Origin of the sequence: Pedococcus ginsenosidimutans, assembly GCF_039544395.1 — a bacterium.
Classification (GTDB): Bacteria; Actinomycetota; Actinomycetes; order Actinomycetales; family Dermatophilaceae; genus Pedococcus; species Pedococcus ginsenosidimutans.
The window spans coordinates 155028-179411 of sequence record NZ_BAABLO010000001.1 but is presented as its reverse complement, the minus strand read 5'-3'; the positions used below and the strand labels follow the sequence as shown (position 1 = coordinate 179411).

Sequence of the window (24384 nt, the reverse complement as noted above, 5' to 3'; positions counted from 1 at the left end):
ACTTCGGAAGGGGAGTGGCACGGCGATGAGCAACCCCTACGTCCCCCTGCTTTTCCTGCTGGCCATCGGTGGTGGCTTCGCCGTGTTCTCGGTGTTCGCCGCGTCGATCGCCGGACCCAAGCGCTACAACCGCGCCAAGCTCGACGCCTACGAGTGCGGTATCGAGCCCACCCCCCAGGCTGCTGGTGGCGGTCGCGTGCCGATCAAGTACTACCTGACCGCGATGCTGTTCATCGTCTTCGACATCGAGTCGGTGTTCCTCTATCCGTTCGCGGTGGCCTTCAACCAGCTCGGCCTCTTCGCGCTCGTGGAGATGGTGCTGTTCATCCTGACCGTCTTCGTGGCCTACGCATACGTGTGGCGCCGCGGCGGCCTCGAGTGGGACTGACGAGGACTAGGACAAACCAATGGGAATCGAAGAGAAGCTGCCTGCGGGCTTCCTGCTGACCACGGTCGAGCAGGTCGCCGGCTACATGCGCAAGAGCTCGGTGTGGCCCGCGACGTTCGGCCTCGCCTGCTGCGCCATCGAGATGATGGCCGTCGGCACGCCCGACTACGACATCGCGCGCTTCGGCATGGAGCGGTTCTCCGCCACGCCGCGCCAGGCCGACCTCATGATCGTCGCCGGCCGCGTGAGCCAGAAGATGGCCCCGGTCGTCCGCCAGGTCTACGACCAGATGCCCGAGCCCAAGTGGGTCATCTCGATGGGTGTCTGCGCCAGCTCCGGTGGCATGTTCAACAACTACGCCATCGTGCAGGGGGTCGACCACATCATCCCGGTCGACGTCTACCTCCCCGGCTGCCCGCCGCGGCCCGAGATGCTCCTCAACGCGATCCTCACGCTCCACGAGCAGATCCAGAACAGCAAGCTCGGCGTCAACCGCGTCGCCGCGGCCCGTGCGGCCGAGGCCGCCGCGCTCACGGCGACGCCCACCCACCAGATGACCGGCCTGCTGGCCCAGGGCGCGGGCACGAGCCTGCCGCTCGCCGGCACGTCGGGCCACGCCCACGACCACGCGCACCACCAGGCCCTCGGCCAGGAGCACAGCGCGCACGGAGGTGCCGCGTGAGCGACGCCAAGGACCCCCAGCAGGGCTCCGAGAAGGACCCGAAGCAGGCCACCGCCAACAGCGACGTCGTCGGCAACAAGGCCGCTGACGCGGCTGCCGACAAGGGCGACGCGGTCGAGCAGCCCGCCCCCGTCGTGGCCGGCGCCACCACCGGTACCCAGCCCGGCTCGGTGACCGACCGCGAGACCGGCGAGCGCCTGCCCGCCGCCCCCGGCACCACGCCCGACCCGGTCGTGGTCGGCGAGCGGCACGGGATGTTCGGCGCGCGCGACACCGGTGACACCACCGGGTACGGCGGCATGGTCAGCCCCATCCTGTTCCCGGCCGCGGCCGTGCGGCCCTACGGCGGCTTCTTCGACGAGGTCGCCGACCAGCTCGAGCGAGCCCTCGTCGGGGGCACCGCGTCCTACGCCGAGGCCGTCGAGCGCGTGGTCGTCGACCGCGGCGAGATGACGCTCTTCGTGCGCCGCGAGCACCTGCCGGCGGTCGCCCGCGTGCTGCGCGACGACCCGGCCCTGCGCTTCGAGATCTGCACCGGCGTGTCCGGTGTGCACTACCCGCAGGAGGAGGGCCGCGAGCTGCACGCGGTCTACCACTTCCTGTCGATCACCCACGGCGGACGCCGCGTCCGCGTCGAGGTCACCGCGCCCGACGCCGACCCGCACATCCCGTCGATCGTCGAGACCTACCCGGCGAACGACTGGCACGAGCGCGAGACGTGGGACATGTTCGGGATCGAGTTCGACGGCCACCCGGCCCTGACCCGCATCCTCATGCCCGACGACTGGCCGGGCCACCCCCAGCGCAAGGACTACCCCCTCGGCGGCATCCCCGTCGAGTACAAGGGCGCGACGGTCCCACCGCCGGACCAGCGGAGGTCGTACAACTGATGAGCACCACGACAGGCACCACGGGCACCACGGGGCCCGACATCTACGCGACGTCCGGCGCCGACGCGGCCGCCTCCGAGGGCGCGCACGTCTTCAACTCGACCGGTGGCGACTGGGACCAGCTCGTCGACGAGGCCGCTGCGCTCCACGAGGAGCGGATCGTCGTCAACATGGGTCCGCAGCACCCCTCGACGCACGGCGTGCTCCGCCTGATCCTCGAGATCGACGGCGAGACGGTCACCGAGACCCGCGCGGGCATCGGCTACCTGCACACCGGCATCGAGAAGAACATGGAGTTCCGCACCTGGACCCAGGGCGTGACCTTCTGCACGCGCATGGACTACCTCGCGCCGCTGTTCAACGAGGCCGCCTACTGCCTCTCGGTCGAGAAGCTGCTCGGCATCACCGACCAGATCCCGGAGCGCGCGAGCGTGATCCGCGTGCTGATGATGGAGCTCAACCGGATCGGCTCCCACCTCGTGGCCCTGGCCACCGGTGGCATGGAGATGGGCGCGACCACCGTCATGACGGTGGGCTTCCGCGAGCGCGAGCGCGTCCTGGCCATCCTCGAGATGGTCACCGGCCTGCGCATGAACCACGCGTTCATCCGCCCCGGTGGCGTCGCCCAGGACCTCCCGCCCGGCGCCATCGACAAGGTGCGGGACACGATCCCGTTGCTGCGCAAGGGACTGCACGAGCTCGAACTCCTGCTCGTCGAGAACCCGATCCTCAAGGGTCGCACCGTCGACGTCGGCTACCTCGACCTCTCCGGCTGCATGGCGCTCGGCATCACGGGCCCGATCCTGCGCTCCACCGGCCTGCCGCACGACCTGCGCAAGCTCGACCCCTACTGCGGCTACGAGACCTACGACTTCGACGTCATCACCCGCACGGAGTCCGACGCGTACTCGCGCCTGCGGATCCGCATCGACGAGATGTACGAGTCGCTCAAGATCGCCGAGCAGGCCATCGACCGCCTCCAGGCCAACCCGGGCCCGGTCATGGTCGCCGACAAGAAGATCGCGTGGCCGGCCCAGCTGGCCATCGGCGGCGACGGCATGGGCAACAGCCTCGACCACATCCGCGAGATCATGGGCACCTCCATGGAGTCGCTCATCCACCACTTCAAGCTGGTGACCGAGGGCTTCCGGGTGCCGCCGGGCCAGGCGTACGCCGCGGTCGAGAGCCCCAAGGGCGAGCTCGGCTGCCACACGGTGTCCGACGGGGGCACGCGGCCCTACCGCGTGCACTTCCGCGAGCCGTCCTTCAACAACCTGCAGGCCACGGCTGCGATGTGCGAGGGCAGCCAGATCGCCGACGTCATCGTCGCGGTGGCCTCGATCGACCCCGTCATGGGAGGCGTGGACCGCTGATGGAGCACTACGGACTGCAGACCGCGGCGGGACACCTCACGGTGCCGGCCGAGTCCAAGGAGCCCTACGCCGAGGACGTGCTGGCCCAGCTGCACGCCGACGCCGAGCAGGTCGTCGCGCGCTACCCGCAGAAGCGCTCGGCGCTGCTGCCGTTGCTGCACCTCGTGCAGAGCGTCGACGGCTACGTCACCGGCCGGGGCATCGACTTCTGCGCGGAGGTCCTCGACCTGACCACCGCCGAGGTCTCCGGCGTCGCGACGTTCTACACGCAGTACAAGCGCCACCCCAACGGTGAGTACACCGTCGGCGTCTGCACCAACACGCTCTGCGCGATCATGGGCGGCGACCAGATCTGGGACGAGGTCTCCGAGCACCTCGGCATCGGGCACGACGAGACGACGGCCGACGGCAAGATCACCCTCGAGCGCGTCGAGTGCAACGCGGCGTGCGACTACGCGCCGGTGGTCATGGCCAACTGGGAGTTCTTCGACAACCAGACGCCGGAGTCGACCAAGCAGCTCGTCGACGACCTGCGCTCGGGCAAGGACGTCGCCCCGACCCGCGGGCCGGCGCGCGTCTGCTCCTTCAAGCAGGTCTCGCGCGTCCTCGCGGGATTCCACGACGGCCTCGCCGACGAGGGCGTGGGCGCGGGCCCGGCCTCGCTCGAGGGCCTGCGGGTCGCCAAGGACCGCAACTGGACCGCTCCCTCGGGGGACGACACCTCCGGCGACGCCCAGGGTGCGGGCCACCCCGACGACCTGTCGCCGGGCCGCAGCTCCTCCACCGACACGCCCTCCAACGACGCCGACGAGCAGGCGGGCGACAAGCCCGCCGAGGGGAAGTGACAGCCGTGGCCACCACGCTCACCCCGATCCTCACCAAGTTCTGGGACGACCCGCAGTCGTGGACCCTGGAGACCTACGAGAAGAACGAGGGCTACCAGGCGCTGAAGAAGGCGCTCGGCATGAAGCCCGCCGACCTCGTCCAGATGACCAAGGACTCCGGTCTCCGCGGTCGTGGTGGCGCAGGCTTCCCGACCGGCATGAAGTGGGGCTTCCTGCCCCCGCCGGACGGCGGTCCCCGCTACCTCGTCGTCAACGCCGACGAGTCCGAGCCGGGCACCTGCAAGGACATCCCGCTCATGATGGCCGCGCCGCAGTTCCTCATCGAGGGTGTCGCGATCACGTCCTTCGCCATCGGCTGCAACCATGCCTTCATCTACCTGCGCGGCGAGGTCGTCCACGTCTACCGTCGCCTGCTGCGCGCGGTGGAGGAGGCGTACGCCGCCGGCTACCTCGGCAAGAACATCCAGGGCAGCGGCTTCGACCTCGACGTGACCGTCCACGCCGGCGCGGGCGCCTACATCTGCGGCGAGGAGACGGCGCTGCTCGACAGCCTCGAGGGCCGTCGCGGGCAACCCCGACTCAAGCCGCCGTTCCCGGCCGTCGCCGGCCTCTACGCGCGCCCGACCGTCGTCAACAACGTCGAGTCCATCGCCTCGGTCCCGCCGATCCTGCTGCACGGCGCCGACTGGTTCACCGGCATGGGCACCGAGAAGTCGCAGGGCTTCGGCATCTTCAGCCTGTCGGGCCACGTCAAGCGTCCCGGCCAGTACGAGGCCCCGCTCGGCATCACGCTGCGCGAGCTGCTCGACATGGCCGGCGGCATGCGCGACCCCAACCACAAGCTGAAGTTCTGGACGCCCGGTGGCTCGTCCACCCCGCTGTTCACCGACGAGCACCTCGACACCCCGCTCGACTTCGAGTCGGTCGCGGCCGCGGGCTCCATGCTCGGCACCCGCGCGCTGCAGATCTTCGACGACACCACCTGCGTGGTGCGCGCCGTCGACCGCTGGACCGACTTCTACAAGCACGAGTCCTGCGGCAAGTGCACCCCGTGCCGCGAGGGCACCTGGTGGCTCAAGCAGATCCTGGGTCGCCTCGAGCACGGCGAGGGCTCCGAGGAGGACCTCGACAAGCTGCTCGACATCTGTGACAACATCCTGGGCCGCTCGTTCTGCGCCCTCGGAGACGGTGCCACCAGCCCGATCACGAGCAGCATCCAGTACTTCCGCGAGGAGTACCTCGCCCACCTCACCAACGGTGGCTGCCCCTTCGACCCGAGGGAGTCGTCGCTGTTCGCGAAGGAGAAGGCCACCGCATGACTGTCACCACGAGCCCCAGCGCGGGCGGCAACGCCGTGAGCAAGGGTGGCGACGCCTCCACCCCGCCCGCCGTCGACCTGGTGAAGCTCACCATCGACGGTGTCGACGTGTCGGTGCCCAAGAACACGCTGGTGATCCGCGCCGCCGAGGAGATCGGTGTGCAGATCCCGCGGTTCTGCGACCACCCCCTGCTCGAGCCGGTCGGCGCCTGCCGCCAGTGCCTGGTCGACATCGCGACGCCGGGCCCCGACGGCTCGCTGCGCCCGATGCCGAAGCCGCAGGCGTCGTGCACCATCACGGTGTCCGAGGGCATGCAGGTCAAGACGCAGCAGACCTCGCCCGTCGCCGACAAGGCGCAGCAGGGCGTCATGGAGCTGCTGCTCATCAACCACCCGCTCGACTGCCCCGTCTGCGACAAGGGCGGCGAGTGCCCCCTGCAGAACCAGGCGATGAGCAACGGGCGCGCGGTCTCCCGCTTCGAGGACGTCAAGCGCACCTACCCCAAGCCGATCAACATCTCCTCGCAGGTGCTGCTCGACCGTGAGCGCTGCGTCCTGTGCGCCCGCTGCACCCGGTTCTCCGACCAGATCGCCGGTGACCCGTTCATCGCCCTCGTCGAGCGCGGGGCCCTGCAGCAGGTCGGCATCTACGAGCAGCAGCCGTTCGAGTCCTACTTCTCGGGCAACACGGTCCAGATCTGCCCCGTGGGCGCCCTGACCGGTGCCGCCTACCGCTTCCGCAGCCGCCCGTTCGACCTGGTGTCGACCCCCAGCGTCTGCGAGCACTGCGCGTCCGGCTGCTCGATCCGCACCGACCACCGTCGCGGTGTCGTGCTGCGGCGCATGGCGATCAACGACCCGGCCGTCAACGAGGAGTGGAACTGCGACAAGGGCCGCTGGGCCTTCCAGTACGCCACGACCGGTGACCGCTTCCAGTTCCCGATGGTCCGCGACGAGAACGGCGAGCTCCAGGTCGCCTCGTGGCCCGAGGCGCTCGAGGCGGCTGCCGCCGGCCTGCGCGCCGCGCGGGGCGTCGGGGTGCTCGTCGGCGGCCGCGTGTCCGCCGAGGACGCCTACGCCTACGGCAAGTTCGCCCGCACCGTCGTCGACACCAACGACGTCGACTTCCGGGCACGGCCGCACTCGCAGGAGGAGGCCGACTTCCTCGCCTCCACCGTGGTGGGCACCGGCCCGCACGGTGCAGCCGTGACCTACGCCGAGCTCGAGACGGCCAGGACCGTCGTCCTCGTCGGGTTCGAGCCCGAGGAGGAGAGCCCGATCGTCTTCCTGCGGCTGCGCAAGGCGCACCGCAAGCACAAGACGGCCGTGTACGCCGTGGCGCCGTTCGCCACGCGTGGGCTCACCAAGCTGGGCGGCACCCTCATCCCGTCCGCGCCCGGCACCGAGGCCGAGGTGCTGCGTGCGCTCGGTGACGGCGTCACCGGCGACGGCGCTGCCGCGAAGGCCGCCCAGGCCCTGCAGGAGCCCGGCGTGGTCGTGCTCGTGGGTGAGCGCCTGGCCACCGTGCCCGGTGCCCTCTCCGCGGCCGTGGCCCTCACCGCCTCCACCGGTGCCCGCCTGGCGTGGGTGCCCCGCCGTGCGGGCGAGCGCGGTGCCCTCGAGGCGGGCGCGCTCCCGGGCCTGCTGCCCGGCGGACGCCCCGTCTCCGACCCCGCCGCGCGCCAGCAGGTCGCCGAGGCCTGGGACGTCGTGGGCCTGCCCGACGCGCCCGGCCGCGACACCGCCGGCATCATCGCCGCCGCGACGACGGGGGACATCAACGCCCTGGTCGTCGGTGGCGTCGACGCTGCCGACCTGGCCGACGCGAGGGCCGAGGAGGCCCTGGCCAAGACGTTCGTGGTCTCCCTGGAGCTGCGCCCCTCCTCGGTGACCGCGGTCGCCGACGTGGTGCTGCCCGTGGCCGCGCACGCCGAGAAGGGCGGGACCTTCGTGGACTGGGAGGGCCGCACGCGCACGTTCGCGACGGCCCTGGAGACCCAGTACCAGTCCGACTACCGCGTGCTCGACATGCTCGCCTCCGAGCTCGGCGGCTTCCTCGGCACCCGCACCCTGGCCGAGGTCCGCTCCGAGATGCAGGCGCTCGGCCCGTGGCAGGGCGACCGCCCGGCCACGCCGACCGTCGAGGTCGGCCCCGTGCCGACCGCAGGCGACGGCCAGGCCGTCCTGGCGTCCTGGCACCACCTGCTCGACCGGGGCTCCCTGCAGGACGGCGAGCCGTTCCTCGCCGGGACCGCCCAGGCCACCCGTGCGCGGGTCTCCGCAGCCACGGCCGAGGGCTTCGGCCTCGCCGCCGGTGACACCGTCCGGGTCGCCACCGGCGCCGGGACGGTCACCGCGCCGCTCGAGGTCGTCGAGGACATGGTCGACCACGTGGTCTGGCTCCCGACCAACTCCGAGGGCAGCGCCGTCCGTGCCACGCTGGGCGCCGGCGCCGGGGCCCTCGTGACCGTGACGAAGGCCGGCACCACCGCCACCACCGTGGAACGAGAGGTCACCCAGTGAGCACCGTGACGTACGCCGCACAGGCCGTCACCGGCCTACCGCACCTCACGGCCGGGCTGGCCGCGAACGTGCCGTTCGCCGACAACCCCCGCACCGACTTCAGCGACACCCCGTGGTGGCTCCACCTGGTCAAGGCGCTGTTCGTCTTCGTCTTCCTGCTGGTCAACACGCTCGTCGTCATCTGGTTCGAGCGCCGCGTCATCGGTCGCATGCAGCAGCGCCCCGGCCCCAACCGCACGGGCCCCTTCGGCCTGCTGCAGACCCTGGCCGACGGCATCAAGCTGGCGCTCAAGGAGGACCTGACCCCCAAGAACGCCGACAAGGTCGTCTTCGCGCTGGCCCCGGCCATCGCCGGCGCCATGGCGTTCGTGTCGTTCGCGATCATCCCGCTCGGGCCAACCGTGTCGATGTTCGGCCACCGCACCCCGCTGCAGCTCACCGACATCCCCGTCGCGGTGCTGCTGGTCCTCGCGGTCGCGGGTGTCGGCGTCTACGGCATCGTGCTCGCCGGCTGGTCGTCGGGCTCGACCTACCCCCTGCTCGGTGGCCTGCGCTCGACCGCCCAGGTCATCTCCTACGAGATCGCCATGGGCCTGTCGCTCGTCGCGGTCTTCCTCTACTCCGGCTCGATGTCGACCTCGCAGATCGTCGCGTCGCAGAAGGACCTCTGGTACATCATCCCGGCGTTCTTCAGCTTCTTCGTCTACGTCATCACCATGGTCGGCGAGACCAACCGCCTGCCGTTCGACCTCGCCGAGGGCGAGGGCGAGCTCACCGGTGGCTTCCACACCGAGTACTCCTCGCTGAAGTTCGCGATGTTCTTCCTCGGCGAGTACGTCAACATGTTCACCGTCTCCGCGCTGGCCACGACGATGTTCCTCGGTGGCTGGCAGGCGCCTCCCGGCATCGCCGCCATCAACGACGGCATGTTCAACCACGGCTGGTGGGGCCTGCTCTGGTTCGTCATCAAGCTCTGGCTGTTCATGTTCTTCTTCGTGTGGCTGCGTGGCTCGCTGCCCCGTGTCCGCTACGACCAGTTCATGCGCTTCGGCTGGAAGTTCCTCATCCCCGTGACGCTGGCCTGGGTCGTCGTCGTGGCCTTCATCCGTGGCAGCCAGCTCGGCTACTTCGGTGACGCGGCCCTGACCCTGGGCAACCGCCGGTTCCCGCTGTTCAGCATCGTCTTCGTCGTCATCGTCTCGCTCGCCGCGCTGCTCGCGGTCTGGCTGTGGGACAACAAGAAGATCGAGCGCGACGCGGTCCGCAACGCCCCCGCGCCGGAGGAGGTCGACCCGTTCGCGGGCGGCTACCCGGTGCCGCCCCTGCCCGGACAGCGACTCAAGGAGCCGAGCATGGCCCTCAGCGACCGCAGCGAACGCGCACCCGAGAAGGAGGCCACCCGTGGCTGACGAGCAGAAGAAGGGCGGGTTCCTCGCCGACCTCTTCGCCCCGGTGGGTGGCTTCGGCGTCACCTTCGCCACGATGTTCCGCAAGCTCGAGACGGAGGAGTACCCGGAGGAGAAGCGGCCCACGCAGCCGCGCTTCCACGGGCGCCACCAGCTCAACCGGCACCCCGACGGCCTCGAGAAGTGCGTCGGCTGCGAGCTGTGCGCGTGGGCCTGCCCGGCCGACGCGATCCTCGTCGAGGGCGCGCAGAACGACGACACCGAGGGCGGCCTCGGGCGGTTCTCGCCCGGCGAGCGCTACGGCCGCGTCTACCAGATCAACTACCTGCGCTGCATCTTCTGCGGCCTGTGCATCGAGGCGTGCCCGACGCGGGCCCTCACGATGACCAACTTCTACGAGCTCGCGGACAACAACCGCGGCGACCTCATCTTCACCAAGGAGCAGCTCCTCGCGCCCCTGGCCGAGGGCATGCTCCCCGCGCCCCACCCGATGGTGGACGGCATGGAGGAGCGCGACTACTACCAGGGCAAGGTCGCCAGGGCGACGCCCGAGCAGGAGGCGTGGGTGACGGCGCACGACGTCCAGCCCCAAGACGGCCTCGCCCCCACCGGCGACCCCGTCGAGGGCGTCGACACGGTGCGGACCCGCCAGGCGACCCGTGAGAGCAGTGGAGAGGCGGTGCGCCGATGACCGGCCTCGGTGAGCAGATCATGTTCTGGGTGCTCGCACCCATCAGCGTCCTCGGGGCGCTCGGCCTCGTCTTCGCCAAGAAGGCGGTGCACGCGGCGCTCGGCATGGCCCTGGTGATGATCAACCTCGGCGTGTTCTACATCGCGCAGCAGGCCGACTTCCTCGGCATCATCCAGATCTTCGTCTACACCGGCGCCGTGATGATGCTGTTCCTCTTCGTCCTCATGCTCGTCGGCGTCGACTCCTCCGACTCGCTCGTGGAGACCCTCAAGGGACAGAAGTGGGCCTCGGTCCTGCTGGCCCTGGGCCTCGCCGCCCTGGTCTTCACCGCCGTCGGCCGGGTCCGGTTCGCGCCCATGAAGGGCCTGTCCGGCGTCAACGAGAGCACCGGCAACGTCACGGGCGTCGCCGAGCTGATCTTCGGCAAGTACGTCTGGACGTTCGAGATCACCTCGGCCCTGCTCATCACCGCCGCGCTCGGCGCGATGGTGCTGGCGCACCGCGAGCGCATCGGTGCCAAGCCCAGCCAGCGGCTGTGGTCCGAGCGGCGCATCCGCGACAACCGCAACGTCGCCGGCCTGCCGGCCCCCGGTGTCTACGCGCGCAGCAACGCCGTCGACACCCCGGCCCTGCTGCCCGACGGCACGCCCAGCGAGCTGTCGGTGTCGCGCGTGCTCACCGCCCGCGAGCAGATCGTCGCCCCTGTCCGCCACGTCGAGTCCGAGCACGACATCGAGCACGAGATCGAGGAGGGCTCACAGCGGTGAACCTCGTCAACTACATCTACCTCGCGACCCTGCTGTTCGCGATCGGTGGTGCCACCGTCCTCATGCGGCGCAACGCCATCATCGTGTTCATGGGTGTCGAGCTGATGCTCAACGCCACCAACCTCATGTTCGTGACCTTCGCGCGGATGAACGGCAACCTCGACGGCCAGGTGATCGCCCTGTTCGTCATGGTGGTCGCCGCCGCCGAGGTGGTCGTCGGCCTCGCGATCATCATGGCCATCTTCCGTGCCCGCCGGTCGGCCTCGGTCGACGACGCCAACCTCCTGAAGCTGTAGAAGGGGCCTCGAAGGTGACTTCCCTCGCAACTCTCGCCGCCGCCGACGGTGCCGCCACCGCGGCCACCGGCATCACGGCATACGCGTGGCTGCTCGTCGCGCTGCCCATGCTCGGTGCCGCCGTGCTCCTCCTCGGGGGACGCGCCACCGACAAGTGGGGGCCGCTGTTCGCCACCGCGATGTCGTGGGCCGCGTTCGTCGTCGGCGCGATCATCTGGATCTCGATGATCGGCCGCGACCCCGGGGCCCGGGCCGCGTCGCTGCACCTGTTCAGCTGGGTGCCGGCCGGGTCGTTCAACGTCGACGCCGGCATGCTCATCGACCAGCTGTCGGTGACCTTCGTGCTGCTGGTGACGTTCGTCGGCTCGCTGATCCACGTCTACTCCCTGGGCTACATGGAGCACGACCCGGACAAGCGCCGCTTCTTCGCCTACCTCAACCTGTTCGTCGCCGCGATGCTCCTGCTGGTGCTCGCCGACTCCTACCTGCTCCTGTACGTCGGCTGGGAGGGCGTGGGCCTCGCGTCCTACCTGCTCATCGGGTTCTGGAACCACAACCCGGCGTACGCGACCGCGGCCAACAAGGCCTTCGTGGTCAACCGCGTCGGTGACTTCGGCCTGTCCGTCGCGATCATGATCATGTTCGCCGCGTTCGGCACGGTCTCCTTCGCCGGTGTGCAGCAGGCCGCCCAGGGCGGCGCGGGGGAGGGGGTCCTCACGGCCATCGGCCTGATGCTCCTGCTCGGTGCCTGCGGCAAGTCGGCGCAGTTCCCGCTGCAGAGCTGGCTCGGCGACGCCATGGCCGGCCCGACGCCGGTGTCGGCGCTGATCCACGCCGCGACCATGGTCACCGCCGGTGTCTACCTCGTCGTGCGCAGTGGCTTCATCTTCAACCACGCGCCCAACGCCCAGCTCGTCGTCGTCATCGTCGGCGCCATCACGCTGCTCTTCGGCGCGGTCGTCGGTTGCGCCAAGGACGACATCAAGAAGGCGCTTGCCGCCTCGACGATGAGCCAGATCGGCTACATGATGCTCGCCGCCGGCCTCGGCCCGGTCGGTGCCGCCTTCGCGATCTTCCACCTGCTGACGCACGGCTTCTTCAAGGCCGGGATGTTCCTCGGCGCCGGCTCGGTCATGCACGGCATGGACGACCAGGTCGACATGCGCCGCTTCGGTGGGCTGTCGGGCGCCATGAAGATCACCTGGGTGACCTTCGGGCTCGGCTGGCTCGCCATCCTCGGCCTGCCGCCGTTCTCGGGCTACTGGTCCAAGGACAAGATCATCGAGGCCGCGTTCATCGGCGAGGGCTGGCGCCCGTGGGTCTTCGGGCTCACCGCGATGATCGGCGCCGGGATCACCGCCTTCTACATGTCGCGCCTGTTCTTCATGACCTTCCACGGCAAGAAGCGCTGGACCGAGGACGTGCACCCGCACGAGTCGCCCCTGACGATGACCGTGCCGATGATGGTGCTGGCCGTCGGGTCGGCCCTGCTCGGCCTCGTCCTGTCCATCGGTGGCACCTTCACCCACTGGCTCGAGCCCATCACCGGCTCGCACGGTGAGGAGCACCCGGTGCTGTCGGTGCCGGTCATCACCATCCTCACCCTGCTGCTCGTGCTCGGCGGGGTCGCCCTGGCCTGGATGCGCTACTGGCGTGACGAGGTGCCGCAGGCCCAGCCGACCGGTTCGCTGGTCACGCGGGCCGCGCGCCGCGACCTCTACCAGGACGACGTCAACGAGGGCGTGTTCATGCGCCCCGGCCTCCACCTGACCCGTGCCCTCGTCTTCGCGGACAACCGCGGCGTCGACGGCGGGTTCGGCGGCTTGGCTGCCCTCGTCGGTGGCACGTCCAGTCGCCTGCGTCGCCTGCAGAACGGCTTCGCACGTTCCTATGCCCTGACGATGCTTGCCGGCGTCGTCGTGATCCTCGGTGCTCTGTGGGTGATCCAGTGATGACGAACTTCCCCTGGCTGACCGTGATCGGGTTGATCCCGCTCATCGGTGCTGCCGTCGTGGCCGCCCTCCCGGCAGGGGTGACCGACCGGGCCAAGCACATCGCGCTCGGTGTCTCCGTCGTGACGCTCGTCATGGGCATCGCGGCCGCCCTGCAGTTCGAGAACAAGTCGGGCACGCAGTTCCAGCTCAGCGAGCAGCACGAGTGGATCCCGCAGTTCGGTGTCTCCTACGCGGTGGGCGTCGACGGCATCGCGCTCGTCATGATCCTCATGGCGCTCGTCCTCACGCCCGTGTGCATCCTCGCTGCGTGGCGGGACGTGCCGGAGGGCGGCAAGCGGGAGAAGAACTACTTCGCGCTGCTGCTGGCACTCGAGACGTTCATGGTCGGTGTCTTCGCCGCCACCGACGTCTTCCTGTTCTACGTCTTCTTCGAGGCCATGCTCATCCCGGTCTACTTCCTGATCGGCTCCTACGGCGGCCCGCGCCGCCAGTACGCCGCGGTGAAGTTCCTGCTGTTCTCCCTCGCCGGCGGCCTCGTGATGCTCGTGGGCGTCCTGGCGCTCTACCACTACGGGCCCGGCGGGGCGGACGGCTTCCTCGTCTCCAAGCTGACCGGCCTGCACCTCGGCACCACGCCCGAGCGCCTCATGTTCGTCGCCTTCTTCTTCGCCTTCGCGGTGAAGGCGCCGATGTGGCCCGTGCACACCTGGCTGCCCGACGCGGCCACCGAGGCGCGCCCCGCCACCGCGGTGCTGCTCGTCGGCGTCCTCGACAAGGTCGGCACCTTCGGGATGATCCGGTTCTGCCTCCAGCTCTTCCCGGAGGCCAGCCGCTGGGCCACCCCCGTGGTGCTCGTGCTCGCGGTCATCTCGATCCTGTACGGCGCGCTGCTCGCGATCGGCCAGACCGACCTCATGCGCCTGATCGCCTACACCTCGGTCAGCCACTTCGGCTTCATCGTGCTCGGCATCTTCGCCTTCACGACGACCGGCGCCGCCGGGTCGACGCTCTACATGCTCAACCACGGCTTCTCGACCGCTGCACTCTTCCTCGTCGGTGCCATGCTCGTGGCCCGGCGCGGCAGCAAGCGCATCCCCGACTTCGGCGGCTGGCAGCGCGTCACGCCCGGCCTCGCGGGGGTCTTCCTCGTCGCCGGCCTGTCGGGCCTGGCGCTGCCGGGTCTGAGCTCGTTCGTCTCGGAGTTCCTCGTGCTCGTCGGGACGTTCCAGCGCTACAAGTTCGCCGCGGTCGTCGCGACGGCAGGCATCGTCCTGGCCGCCCTCTACATCCTCCTCATGTACAAGCGGATGATGACCGGTCCCAAGCCGGAGCTCGAGGGCCCGGTCCGCGACATCAGCCTGCGCGAGAAGATCGTCGTCGCCCCGCTCATCGCCGCGTTCGTGGTCCTCGGCTTCTACCCGAAGCCGGCGCTGGACATGCTCAACCCGGCCGTGTCGAAGACGCTGCAGTACGTCGGCGTCACCGACCCCACCCCGACCTCCGCTGACGGGAGCACGAAGTAATGCCCGCCGTGACTGTCCTGGCCGCGCCCATGGTGCCGGCAGCCTTCAAGGCCGCCGACGTCAACTACGGCGCCATCGCCCCGATGCTCATCGTCGTCGCCGGCGCGCTCATCGGCGTCCTGGTCGAGGCCTTCGCGCCCCGCCGGGCGCGGCACACCGCCCAGGTGGCGCTGGCGCTGGTGACCCTGGTCGCCGCCTTCGTCGTCCTCGTCGCCGTGTCGACCGACGCGGCCAACCGGGGAGGCACGCTCGCCCAGGCCGTGATCATCGACGGACCCGCGCTGTTCCTGCAGGGCGCGATCCTGCTCATGTCGGTGCTCGGGATCCTCACCATGGCCGAGAAGTTCGGCGGCCAGGGCTCCGACGCGTTCACCCCCATGGGTGCCGCGGTCCCCGGCTCGCCGCACGAGGCAGCCGCCCTGCGCGCCGGGCTGGCCACCAGCGAGGTCTTCCCGCTGACGCTGTTCGCCGTCGTGGGCATGATGCTGTTCCCCGCCGCCGGTGACCTGCTGACGATGTTCGTCGCGCTCGAGGTCCTGTCGCTGCCGCTCTACCTCATGTGCGGCCTGGCCCGCCGTCGCCGCCTGCTCTCGCAGGAGGCGTCGCTGAAGTACTTCCTCCTCGGCGCCTTCAGCTCGGCGTTCTTCCTCTTCGGCGCGGCGCTGCTCTACGGCTACGCCGGGTCCATCTACATCGCCGACATCGCCACCGCGGTCTCGGGCGCCTCGGCCAACCTCGAGGGCCTGCTCCTGCCGGGCGTCGTCTTCGTCCTCGTCGGGCTGCTGTTCAAGGTCGGCGCCGTGCCGTTCCACTCGTGGACCCCGGACGTCTACCAGGGCGCCCCGACCCCGGTCACCGGGTTCATGGCCGCCTGCACCAAGGTCGCCGCGTTCGGCGCGATCCTGCGCATCGTCTACGTCGGCATCGAGGCCAACCGCTGGGACTGGCGCGGTGGCGTCATCGCCGTCGCCGCCTTGACCATGGTCGTCGGTGCCGTGCTGTCGGTGACGCAGACCGACGTCAAGCGGCTGCTCGCCTACTCCTCGATCGCCCACGCGGGCTTCATCCTCGTGGCCGTGCTGTCCTTCGACCGCACCGGTGTCGCGGGCACGCTCTTCTACCTCGTCGCCTACGGCTTCATGACCATCGCGGGCTTCGCGATCGTCTCCATGGTCCGCCAGGGCGGTTCCGAGGCCTCGCACCTGTCCCAGTGGGCCGGGCTCGGCCGCAACCACCCCGTGGTCGCGGGCGTCTTCGCCTTCCTGCTGCTGGCCTTCGCGGGCATCCCGCTGACCTCGGGTTTCACCGCCAAGTTCGCGGCATTCTCGCCGGCGGTCGCCTTCGGTGGCACCTCGGGCGTCGCGCTCGTCGTCATCGGTGTGCTGTGCAGCGTCATCACCGCGTTCGTCTACGTCCGCCTGATCGTGCTCATGTACTTCACCGAGGCCCCGGCAGGGGAGGCCGTCGTCGCGGAGTCCGCGTCGGCCTACACGACGATCGCGATCACGGTGGGCACCCTCGTCACCCTCGTCCTCGGCGTGCTGCCGTCGCAGGTCCTCGACCTCGCCGAGCGTTCGTCGCAGTTCCTGCTCAAGTGAGCCCGACGCCGCCGGTCCTCGCGCTGCCGGCCACGTCCGAGGAGCTGGCCAGCCGGCTCCAGGACGGGCTGGCGGAGGTCGACGCGCTGCTGCGCCGCGAGGTCGACCACGAGGACCCGTTCATCGCCGGTGCCAACGTGCACCTCGCCGAGGCAGGCGGCAAGCGGTTCCGCCCGCTGCTGACCCTGCTGGCCTCGGAGGTGGGTTCGGGCGTCAACCGCGAGGTGGTGGCCGCGGCCACCGGGGTCGAGCTGACCCACCTGGCCTCGCTCTACCACGACGACGTCATGGACGAGGCCCTCGTGCGGCGGGGGGCTCCCAGCGCCAACGCCCTGTACGACAACTCCACGGCGATCCTCGTCGGCGACCTGCTGTTCGGCACGGCCTCCTCGATCATCGCCGACCTCGGTCCCGAGGCCGTCAAGATCCAGGCGCAGACGTTCGTGCGGCTGTGCTCCGGCCAGATCCGGGACGCCCGGCCGGCTCCGGAAGGCGCCGACCCGGTCGACTACTACCTGCAGGTGCTCGCGGACAAGACCGGGGTCCTCATCGCCACCGCGGCGCGGTACGGCGCGATGTTCGCCGGCTGCGACCCGGTCACGGTCGAGACCCTGCGCGAGTACGGCGAGCGGCTGGGGATGGCGTTCCAGCTCGCCGACGACCTCATCGACATCGCCTCCGACTCCGAGGACACGGGCAAGACCCCCGGGACGGACCTGCGCGAGGGCAAGCGGACGCTGCCCGTGCTGTTCGCGCTGGCGTCCACCGACCCGGCCGACGCCCGCCTGCAGGAGCTGCTGCTCTCGGACCTGCGCGACGAGGACGCGCTGGCCGAGGCCCTGCGGCTCCTTCGGGCCCACCCCGCGATGGACCTGGCGCAGGAGCAGACCAACGCCGTCGCCGAGGAAGCTGTCGCCGCGCTGGACGGGCTGCCGGACAGCGAGGCGCGCACCGCCCTGGCGGCCCTGGCGAGCAGCGTCGTCACCCGCGTCGGCTGAACCCGCAGGGCGCATTCCGGTCGGCGGGGCACGAGCCGCAGGTAGGGTCGCGCACGTGACCCGGAACTGGGACGTGGCCACCACCGGCCTCGCCGCGCCGCTCGCGGTGGTCGACCTCGACGCTCTCGAGGCGAACGCCGACGACCTGGTCCGCCGTGCCCGGGGCGTGCCCATCAGGGTGGCCTCCAAGTCGGTGCGGTGCCGCTCGCTGCTGGCACGGGTGCTGAACCGCCCGGGCTTCGCCGGCGTCATGGCGTACTCCGTGCGGGAGGCCTGCTGGCTGGTGGAGTCCGGGGTCGACGACGTGTTCGTCGCCTACCCGAGCGTCGACGTGCTGGCCCTCGCCGAGCTCGGCCGGGACCCGTGGGCCGCCCGGAGGGTCACGCTCACCATCGACTCCCTCGAGCACGTGGAGCTGCTGGCCTCCCTCGACCGCCCGCACGGCCTGCGGGTCGCGGTCGACGTCGACGCGTCGCTGCGCCTCGGGCGCCTTCACATCGGGGTGCGGCGCTCGCCCGTCCGCAGCCCTGCGCAGGCCGCCGCGGTGGCAGGGGCCGCCGTCGCCGCCGGGCTCGACGTCGTCGGCCTGATGTTCTACGACGCCCAGATCGCGGGGCTCCCCGACACCTCGCCCGCCGTGCGCCTGGTGAAGCGGCGCTCGGCGGCGTCGCTGCTCGAACGGCGTGCCGCGGTCGTGGCGGCGGTGCGCCAGGTGAGCGACCTGGAGTTCGTCAACGGTGGTGGCACGGGCTCGGTCCACCTCACGGCACTCGACCCCGTCGTCACCGAGGTGGCAGCCGGCTCCGGCCTCTACGGGCCCACGCTGTTCGACGGCTACGACGACTTCAGCCCGAGACCTGCGGCGGCCTTCGCCCTCGCGGTCACCCGCCGCTCCGGCCCGGGGTTCGTGACGGTGTCGGGTGGCGGCTACATCGCGTCGGGTCCACCGGGGTGGAACCGGCTGCCCTCCGTGTTCGGCCGGTCAGGCCTGGACCTCGTGCGCCGGGAAGGTGCCGGCGAGGTACAGACGCCGCTGCGGGGACCGGGGACGGGCAGCCTGCGCGTCGGTGACCGCGTCTGGTTCCGGCACGCCAAGGCCGGCGAGCTCTGCGAGCGGTTCGACGCCCTGCACCTCGTGCGCGGGCAGGACCTGGTGGAGACCGTGCCCACCTACCGCGGAGAGGGGCGGAACTTCGGATGAGCGCCACGTGGACCAACTGGGGGCGCAACCAGACGTGCCACCCCGCGCGGGTCGAGGTGCCGCGTGACGTCGAGGAGCTCGCCACGACGGTCGCCCGGGCCTCCGCCGACGGCACGCGGGTCAAGGCCGTGGGGTCCGGGCACTCCTTCACCCCCGTCGCCACCACCGACGGGGTGCACGTGCGCCTCGACCACCTGAGCGGCATCCTCACCGCCGACACCGTGACCGGCCGGGTCACCGTCGGCGCTGGGACGCCCCTGCACGTCCTCAACCCCGCCCTGCAGGCCCTCGGCCTCGCGCTGCCCAACCTCGGTGACATCGACCGCCAGACCATCAGCGGCGCCATCGCCACCGGCACCCACGGCTCCGGCGCCCGGTACCAGGGCATCGCCTCGGCGGTGACGGGGCTGGTCCTCGTGCTCGCGGACGGCACCGTGCTGCGCTGCTCGGCGACGCTGGAGCCCGAGGTCTTCGCAGCCGCACGGGTCGGGCTCGGTGCGCTCGGGGTGGTGACGGAGGTCGAGCTGCAGTGCGTGCCGGCGTTCCGGCTCCACGCGCAGGAGCACGGTGCCGACCTCCACGACGTGCTCTCCTCCGTGGACGACGACGTCGCCCGTCACGACCACGTGGACATGCACTGGTTCCCCCACACCGACCGGGTCCTGGTGAAGCACAACGACCGCGTCGGTGAAGACTCCGCCGGCCGCCCGCTGCCCGCCTGGCGCGCCACCCTCGACGACGACCTGCTCTCGAACCGCTTCTTCGAGGTGGTCAACCGCGTGAGCACCCGGTGGCCCCGCATCGTGCCGCGGCTCAACCAGCTGACGTCGCGCACCCTGTCGGCGCGGGACTACACCGACGACTCGTGGAAGGTGTTCTGCTCCCCGCGCCAGGTGCGGTTCCGGGAGAGCGAGTACGCGGTGCCGCGGGCGGCTGCCGGCGACGTCGTCCGCGCGCTGCGCGACTGGGTCGACCGCCACGACGTATCGCTGCCGTTCCCCGTCGAGCTGCGGTTCACCGGCGCCGACGACATCTGGCTGTCGACCGGCTACGAGCGCGACAACGCCTACGTCGCGGTGCACCAGTACCACCGGATGGACGACGGCGGTGTGTTCGCGGCGTTCGAGGCGATCGTCGCCGAGCACCAGGGTCGCCCGCACTGGGGGAAGCTGCACACCCTCGGAGCCGACCGGCTGGCCGAGCTCTACCCCCGCTTCGGGGACTTCCTCGGCGTGCGCGACCGGCTCGACCCCGGCCGGACCTTCACCAACGACCACCTGCGCCACGTCCTGGGCGACTGAGCCGCCTGCCTCCGGCCCTGCTCCCCGCCTGTCTGACGTCCCCGTTAGCGTGCGTGGCCATGAGGGACGAGCCGCGCACGGGTGACGAGACGACGATCCTGCTGGCCGCGTTGCAGAGCCACCGCGACGTCATGCTCTGGAAGCTCGACGGCCTCACCGACGAGCAGCAACGACGGCCGATGGTGCCCAGCGGCACCAACCTCCTCGGCCTGGTCAAGCACCTCGCCAACGCCGAGTACGGCTGGTTCTGCGAGACCTTCGGCCGGCGGACCGAGCCGCTCACCGACATCTCGCAGGACCTCGAGGCGGACATGCGCGCCGCGGAGGGGGAGACCACGCAGGACGTCGTCGACTTCTACCGGCGGTCCTGGGCAGCCAGCGACGCCGCCGTGCGCGAGCTGGGCCTCGACGCGACCGGCACGTCGTACGCCGGCCACACGGTGAGCATGCGGTGGGTGCTCGTGCACATGGTCGAGGACACCGTGCGGCACGCCGGGCACGCCGACATCCTGCGGGAGCTGCTCGACGGCGGCACCGGCCACCACGTCCCGAAGGACTAGGAGGGCACGGCGACCGGTGCGGGCGACCGCCGCGGCAGGTTGCGCACGGAGTCGACGGTGAGGACGGCGAGGGCGACCCACACGATCGCGAACCCGGTCCAGCGACTCGTCGTCATGTGCTCGTGGAGCAGCAGCACGCCGCAGAGCAGCTGCAGGACCGGCGTGATGAACTGCAGCAGCCCGATCGTCACCAGCGGCACCCGGCGGGCAGCACCCGCGAACAGGAGCAGGGGAGCGGCCGTCGCGACCCCGGCTGCCACGAGCAGCGCCGTGTGCAGGGGGCCCTCGGTGGTGAAGGTGGTCTCGCCCCGGGCCGTGAGCACGACGAGCATCACGGCGGCGACCGGGGCGAGGACCGCGGTCTCTGCCGCGAGGGAGTGCATCGCCTGCAGCGACACACCCACCTTCTTCTTGACCAGGCCGTAGAGGCCGAACGACAGGGCCAGGGTGATCGCGATGACCGGCACCGCTCGGGCCGCCACCGACAGGTAGACGAAGGCCACCGCGCCGATGGCCACCGCGACCCACTGCAGAGCCCGGAGTCGCTCGCGCAGGACGAACACGCCGAGGGCGACGGTGACGATCGGGTTGAGGAAGTAGCCCAGCGCGGCCTCGGTGGTGCGCCCGCCGAGCACCGCCGCGACGTACACGACCCAGTTGACGGCGATGAGCAGCGCAGCGGTGGTGACGCCGAGACCCAGCCGCGGGCGCTGCCACAGCTGCCGGGCCCACCCGAGGTCGCGGCGCGCGAGCAGCACCAGGGCGCACAGCAGCAGCGTCCACAGGATGCGGTGGGCGAGGATCTCCCAGGCACCGGCCGGCTTCAGCGCGGCGAAGTAGAGCGGGAAGACACCCCAGACGGCGTAGGCGAGCAGGCCCTGCAGCGCGCCGCGACGGGTCTCGTCGCGGCCGTCCACGGGAGCCGCCCCGTCGGTGCTCAGGCGACGGTCCAGGTGTCGCGCCCGCGCAGCAGCTGGTCGAGGTCGGCGTCGTCGGCCGGCCCACCCGAGGTGTCGACCGCGGCGGCGACCTGCGCGCGGACGAGGTCGTCGTAGGTGGGGCGGACCACGTCGCGGAAGATGCCCATGGGGACGTGCGTCATGTGCGGGGAGTCCAGGCGCGAGAGGGCGAACGCCTGGGTGGGGTCGCCCGCGTGGGCGTCGTGGACCACGACGTCGCGCCCGGCCGCCTGCGCCTCCGGTACGAACTCCATCGTCCCGCCCTCACCACGGACCAGCACCTGCCGGTCGGCCTCGGGACCGACCTGGACGCGCTCGCCGTCGGCGAGGTGGACGATCCGGGCCTCCTGCTCGCTGCGGTCCTTGATGAGGTCGAAGGCGCCGTCGTTGAAGATCGGGCAGTTCTGGTAGATCTCCACCAGCGCGGTGCCACGGTGGGCGGCCGCCGCCTTGAGGATCTCGGTGAGGTGCTTGCGGTCGGAGTCCATGGTGCGTGCGACGAAGGTCGCCTCGGCACCGAGGGCGAGCGACACCGGGTTGAACGGGTGGTCCACCGAGCCCATGGGCGTCGACTTGGTGACCTTGCCGACCTCGGACGTGGGCGAGTACTGGCCCTTGGTGAGGCCGTAGATCTGGTTGTTGAACAACAGGATCGTCATGTTGACGTTGCGGCGCAGCGCGTGGATCAGGTGGTTGCCGCCGATGGACAGCGCGTCGCCGTCACCGGTGACGACCCACACCGACAGGTCCTCCCGGCTCGTGGCGAGCCCGGTCGCGATGGCAGGCGCTCGACCGTGGATCGAGTGCATGCCGTAGGTGTCGAGGTAGTACGGGAAGCGCGAGGAGCACCCGATGCCGGAGACGAAGACGATGTTCTCGCGCTTGAGCCCGAGCTCGGGCAGGAAGCCCTGCACGGCGGCCAGGATCGCGTAGTCGCCGCAGCCGGGGCACCAGCGCACCTCCTGGTCGGAGGTGAACTCCTTCTTGGTCTGCCGCGGGGCGTCGTCGGCGAGGCGGGGGACGCCGGCCGTGCCCTGGGGCACGCCGGTCGACGGCATGCCGAGGTCGGTGCTCATGAGTGGCCTCCCTGGGTGGTGACGGGCTCGTCGGCGTCGGTGCCGGCGGCCAGGCCCACGATCGCGTCGGCGAGCTCGACGGTCGTGAACGGCAGGCCGCGCACCTGGGTGAACGAGTGCACGTCCACGAGGTACTTGGCGCGCAGCAGCATCGCGAGCTGGCCCATGTTCATCTCGGGCACGAGGACCCGGTCGTAGCGCCGCAGCACCTCGCCGGTGTTGGACGGGAACGGGTTGAGGTGGCGCAGGTGGGCGCGCGCCACGTGGACCCCGGTGTTGCGGACGCTGCGCACCGCGGCGGCGATCGGCCCGTAGGTCGACCCCCAGCCGAGGACGAGGATCGAGGCCTCGCCGCTGGGGTCGTCGACCTCGAGGTCCCCGATCGTGTCGGCGATCCGCTCGACCTTGCCGGCACGCAGCCGGGTCATGAGGTCGTGGTTGTCGGGGTCGTAGGAGATGTTGCCGGTGACGTCGGCCTTCTCGATGCCGCCGACCCGGTGCTCGAGCCCGGGGGTGCCCGGCACCGCCCACGGCCTGGCGAGCGTGCGCTCGTCGCGCAGGAACGGGTGGAACACCGGCTTGCCCTGGTCGTCGGTGGCGTTGGGCTCGGTCGCGAGCTCCACCGTGAGGTCGGGCAGGTCGGCCACGCTGGGTACGGCCCACGGCTCGGACCCGTTGGCGAGGTAGCCGTCCGAGAGGACGAAGACGGGCGTGCGGTAGGTGGTGGCGATCCGGACCGCCTCCAGGGCTGCGTCGAAGCAGTCGGCGGGCGAGCGCGGCGCCACGATCGGGACCGGCGACTCGCCGTTGCGACCGAACATCGCCTGCAGGAGGTCGGACTGCTCGGTCTTGGTGGGCAGGCCGGTCGAGGGGCCACCACGCTGGACGTCGACGATGACGAGCGGCAGCTCCAGGGAGACCGCCAGGCCGATGGTCTCGGACTTCAGGGCCACCCCGGGCCCCGAGGTCGTCGTCACGCCGATGGCACCGCCGAAGCTCGCGCCCAGCGCCGCGCCGATGCCGGCGATCTCGTCCTCGGCCTGCAGCGTGGTCACGCCGTAGCGCTTGAGCCCCGAGAGGGTGTGGAGGATGTCGGAGGCGGGGGTGATGGGGTAGGAGCCCAGCAGCATCGGCCGGCCTGCGCGGTGCGCCGCGGTGACCAGGCCGTAGGCCAGTGCCGCGTTGCCGGTGATGTTGCGGTAGGTCCCGGCGGGCATCACCGCGGGGGCGATCTCGTAGGAGACCGCGAAGTCCTCGGTCGTCTCGCCGTAGTTGAGGCCCGCCCGCAGGGCGGTGAGGTTGGCCTCGAGGATGTCCGGCTTCGACCCGAACTTCTTCGCGAGGAACGCCTCGGTGCCCGTGGTCGGGCGGTGGTACATCCACGACAGGAGGCCGAGCGCGAACATGTTCTTGGCGCGCTCCTTGTCCTTGCGGGACAGGGAGTCGAACGCGGCCAGGGCCTCCACGGTGATGGAGGTCAGGGCGACGGGGTGGACGTGCCAGGACTCCAGGCTGCCGTCCTCGAGGGGGTTGGTCGCGTAGCCGACCTTGCCGAGGTTGCGCTTGGTGAACTCGTCGGTGTTGGCGATGATCGTGGCGCCGCGGGGCAGGTCGCGCAGGTTGGCCTTGAGGGCGGCGGGGTTCATCGCGACGAGCACGTCGGGGGCGTCGCCGGGGGTGAGCACGTCGTGGTCGGCGAAGTGCAGCTGGAAGCTGGAGACGCCCGGGAGCGTGCCCTGGGGCGCGCGGATCTCGGCCGGGAAGTTGGGCAGCGTCGACAGGTCGTTGCCGAGGGCCGCGGTCTCCGAGGTGAACCGGTCACCGGTCAGCTGCATGCCGTCGCCGGAGTCCCCTGCGAAGCGGATGACGACACGGTCCAGCTTCTCGACGGTCTTGCTGCTCATGCGGTCCTGACGGTCGTGGACGAACAGTTCTCGGGGCTGTCGTCCCGGGCCGTCCGGAGCCGCTCGGCGCACGGACGGCGCCTGGGCGCAGCCTGCCCATCCATCGTACGTCGGTGCAGGTCAGGGCAAA

21 protein-coding genes are annotated in these 24384 nt (G+C 70.8%); 18 read left to right on the top strand and 3 right to left on the bottom strand.

The annotated features are described in order from the left end of the window. Positions 1-25: 25 nt before the first annotated feature. The 18 genes from ABEA42_RS00920 to ABEA42_RS00835 all read left to right on the top strand — a co-directional run bounded on the left by ABEA42_RS00920 (position 26) and on the right by ABEA42_RS00835 (position 20315). Positions 26-388, top strand: coding sequence for an NADH-quinone oxidoreductase subunit A (locus ABEA42_RS00920; RefSeq protein WP_056882154.1), 363 nt, complete (start codon positions 26-28; stop codon positions 386-388). 19 nt (positions 389-407) lie between these two features. Beyond that, positions 408-1070, top strand: coding sequence for a NuoB/complex I 20 kDa subunit family protein (locus ABEA42_RS00915; protein WP_425571960.1), 663 nt, complete (start codon positions 408-410; stop codon positions 1068-1070). 170 nt (positions 1071-1240) lie between these two features. Beyond that, a complete protein-coding gene (locus tag ABEA42_RS00910; protein WP_345501401.1) occupies positions 1241-1960 on the top strand; it encodes an NADH-quinone oxidoreductase subunit C in 720 nt (239 codons plus the stop codon). Further along, positions 1960-3333, top strand: a complete 1374-nt coding sequence (locus tag ABEA42_RS00905; RefSeq protein ID WP_345500512.1) for an NADH-quinone oxidoreductase subunit D — start codon at positions 1960-1962, stop codon at positions 3331-3333. The genes ABEA42_RS00910 and ABEA42_RS00905 overlap by 1 nt, the downstream gene beginning before the upstream one ends. Then, positions 3333-4178: an NADH-quinone oxidoreductase subunit NuoE gene (nuoE, locus tag ABEA42_RS00900; protein WP_345500511.1), complete on the top strand. Its 846-nt coding sequence runs from the start codon at positions 3333-3335 to the stop codon at positions 4176-4178. Before ABEA42_RS00905 ends, nuoE begins: the two co-directional genes overlap by 1 nt. A gap of 5 nt (positions 4179-4183) precedes the next feature. Further along, positions 4184-5497 (top strand): NADH-quinone oxidoreductase subunit NuoF, encoded by a 1314-nt coding sequence (gene nuoF / locus ABEA42_RS00895; RefSeq protein WP_345500510.1) that lies wholly within the window; start codon positions 4184-4186, stop codon positions 5495-5497. Beyond that, a complete protein-coding gene (locus tag ABEA42_RS00890; RefSeq protein WP_345500509.1) occupies positions 5494-8019 on the top strand; it encodes an NADH-quinone oxidoreductase subunit G in 2526 nt (841 codons plus the stop codon). The genes nuoF and ABEA42_RS00890 overlap by 4 nt, the downstream gene beginning before the upstream one ends. A 56-nt stretch (positions 8020-8075) precedes the next feature. Beyond that, positions 8076-9428, top strand: a complete 1353-nt coding sequence (gene nuoH / locus ABEA42_RS00885; RefSeq protein ID WP_345501399.1) for an NADH-quinone oxidoreductase subunit NuoH — start codon at positions 8076-8078, stop codon at positions 9426-9428. After that, positions 9421-10116, top strand: a complete 696-nt coding sequence (gene nuoI, locus ABEA42_RS00880; RefSeq protein WP_345500508.1) for an NADH-quinone oxidoreductase subunit NuoI — start codon at positions 9421-9423, stop codon at positions 10114-10116. The genes nuoH and nuoI overlap by 8 nt, the downstream gene beginning before the upstream one ends. After that, positions 10113-10883, top strand: coding sequence for an NADH-quinone oxidoreductase subunit J (locus ABEA42_RS00875; RefSeq protein WP_345500506.1), 771 nt, complete (start codon positions 10113-10115; stop codon positions 10881-10883). Before nuoI ends, ABEA42_RS00875 begins: the two co-directional genes overlap by 4 nt. Next, positions 10880-11179 carry an NADH-quinone oxidoreductase subunit NuoK gene (gene nuoK / locus ABEA42_RS00870; RefSeq protein ID WP_056882160.1) on the top strand — a complete coding sequence of 100 codons (300 nt, stop codon included), beginning with the start codon at positions 10880-10882 and terminating at the stop codon, positions 11177-11179. Before ABEA42_RS00875 ends, nuoK begins: the two co-directional genes overlap by 4 nt. A 14-nt stretch (positions 11180-11193) precedes the next feature. Further along, positions 11194-13131, top strand: a complete 1938-nt coding sequence (gene nuoL, locus ABEA42_RS00865; RefSeq protein WP_345500505.1) for an NADH-quinone oxidoreductase subunit L — start codon at positions 11194-11196, stop codon at positions 13129-13131. Then, complete coding sequence (locus ABEA42_RS00860) at positions 13131-14657, top strand: NADH-quinone oxidoreductase subunit M (RefSeq protein ID WP_345500504.1); 1527 nt, start codon at positions 13131-13133, stop codon at positions 14655-14657. The genes nuoL and ABEA42_RS00860 overlap by 1 nt, the downstream gene beginning before the upstream one ends. Then, entirely contained in the window at positions 14657-16255 is a 1599-nt protein-coding gene (nuoN, locus tag ABEA42_RS00855) for an NADH-quinone oxidoreductase subunit NuoN (protein WP_345500502.1), read from the top strand. The genes ABEA42_RS00860 and nuoN overlap by 1 nt, the downstream gene beginning before the upstream one ends. After that, positions 16252-17253 (top strand): polyprenyl synthetase family protein, encoded by a 1002-nt coding sequence (locus tag ABEA42_RS00850; protein WP_345500500.1) that lies wholly within the window; start codon positions 16252-16254, stop codon positions 17251-17253. The genes nuoN and ABEA42_RS00850 overlap by 4 nt, the downstream gene beginning before the upstream one ends. Positions 17254-17308: 55 nt before the next feature. Further along, positions 17309-18454 carry an alanine racemase gene (locus tag ABEA42_RS00845; protein ID WP_345500499.1) on the top strand — a complete coding sequence of 382 codons (1146 nt, stop codon included), beginning with the start codon at positions 17309-17311 and terminating at the stop codon, positions 18452-18454. Beyond that, positions 18451-19755 (top strand): D-arabinono-1,4-lactone oxidase, encoded by a 1305-nt coding sequence (locus tag ABEA42_RS00840; RefSeq protein WP_345500497.1) that lies wholly within the window; start codon positions 18451-18453, stop codon positions 19753-19755. Before ABEA42_RS00845 ends, ABEA42_RS00840 begins: the two co-directional genes overlap by 4 nt. A gap of 59 nt (positions 19756-19814) precedes the next feature. Beyond that, a complete protein-coding gene (locus ABEA42_RS00835; RefSeq protein ID WP_345500496.1) occupies positions 19815-20315 on the top strand; it encodes a DinB family protein in 501 nt (166 codons plus the stop codon). Here the strand turns inward: ABEA42_RS00835 and rarD are convergent. Genes rarD through ABEA42_RS00820 form a run of 3 tightly spaced genes read right to left on the bottom strand, consistent with a single transcriptional unit; the run spans position 20312 to position 24254 of the window. Then, positions 20312-21232 carry an EamA family transporter RarD gene (rarD, locus tag ABEA42_RS00830; RefSeq protein WP_345500495.1) on the bottom strand — a complete coding sequence of 307 codons (921 nt, stop codon included), beginning with the start codon at positions 21230-21232 and terminating at the stop codon, positions 20312-20314. The two genes, ABEA42_RS00835 and rarD, sit on opposite strands and share 4 nt — an antisense overlap. A 20-nt stretch (positions 21233-21252) precedes the next feature. Continuing rightward, positions 21253-22350 carry a 2-oxoacid:ferredoxin oxidoreductase subunit beta gene (locus ABEA42_RS00825; protein ID WP_345500493.1) on the bottom strand — a complete coding sequence of 366 codons (1098 nt, stop codon included), beginning with the start codon at positions 22348-22350 and terminating at the stop codon, positions 21253-21255. Then, a complete protein-coding gene (locus ABEA42_RS00820; protein WP_345500492.1) occupies positions 22347-24254 on the bottom strand; it encodes a 2-oxoacid:acceptor oxidoreductase subunit alpha in 1908 nt (635 codons plus the stop codon). Before ABEA42_RS00820 ends, ABEA42_RS00825 begins: the two co-directional genes overlap by 4 nt. Between the last annotated feature and the right edge of the window lie 130 nt (positions 24255-24384).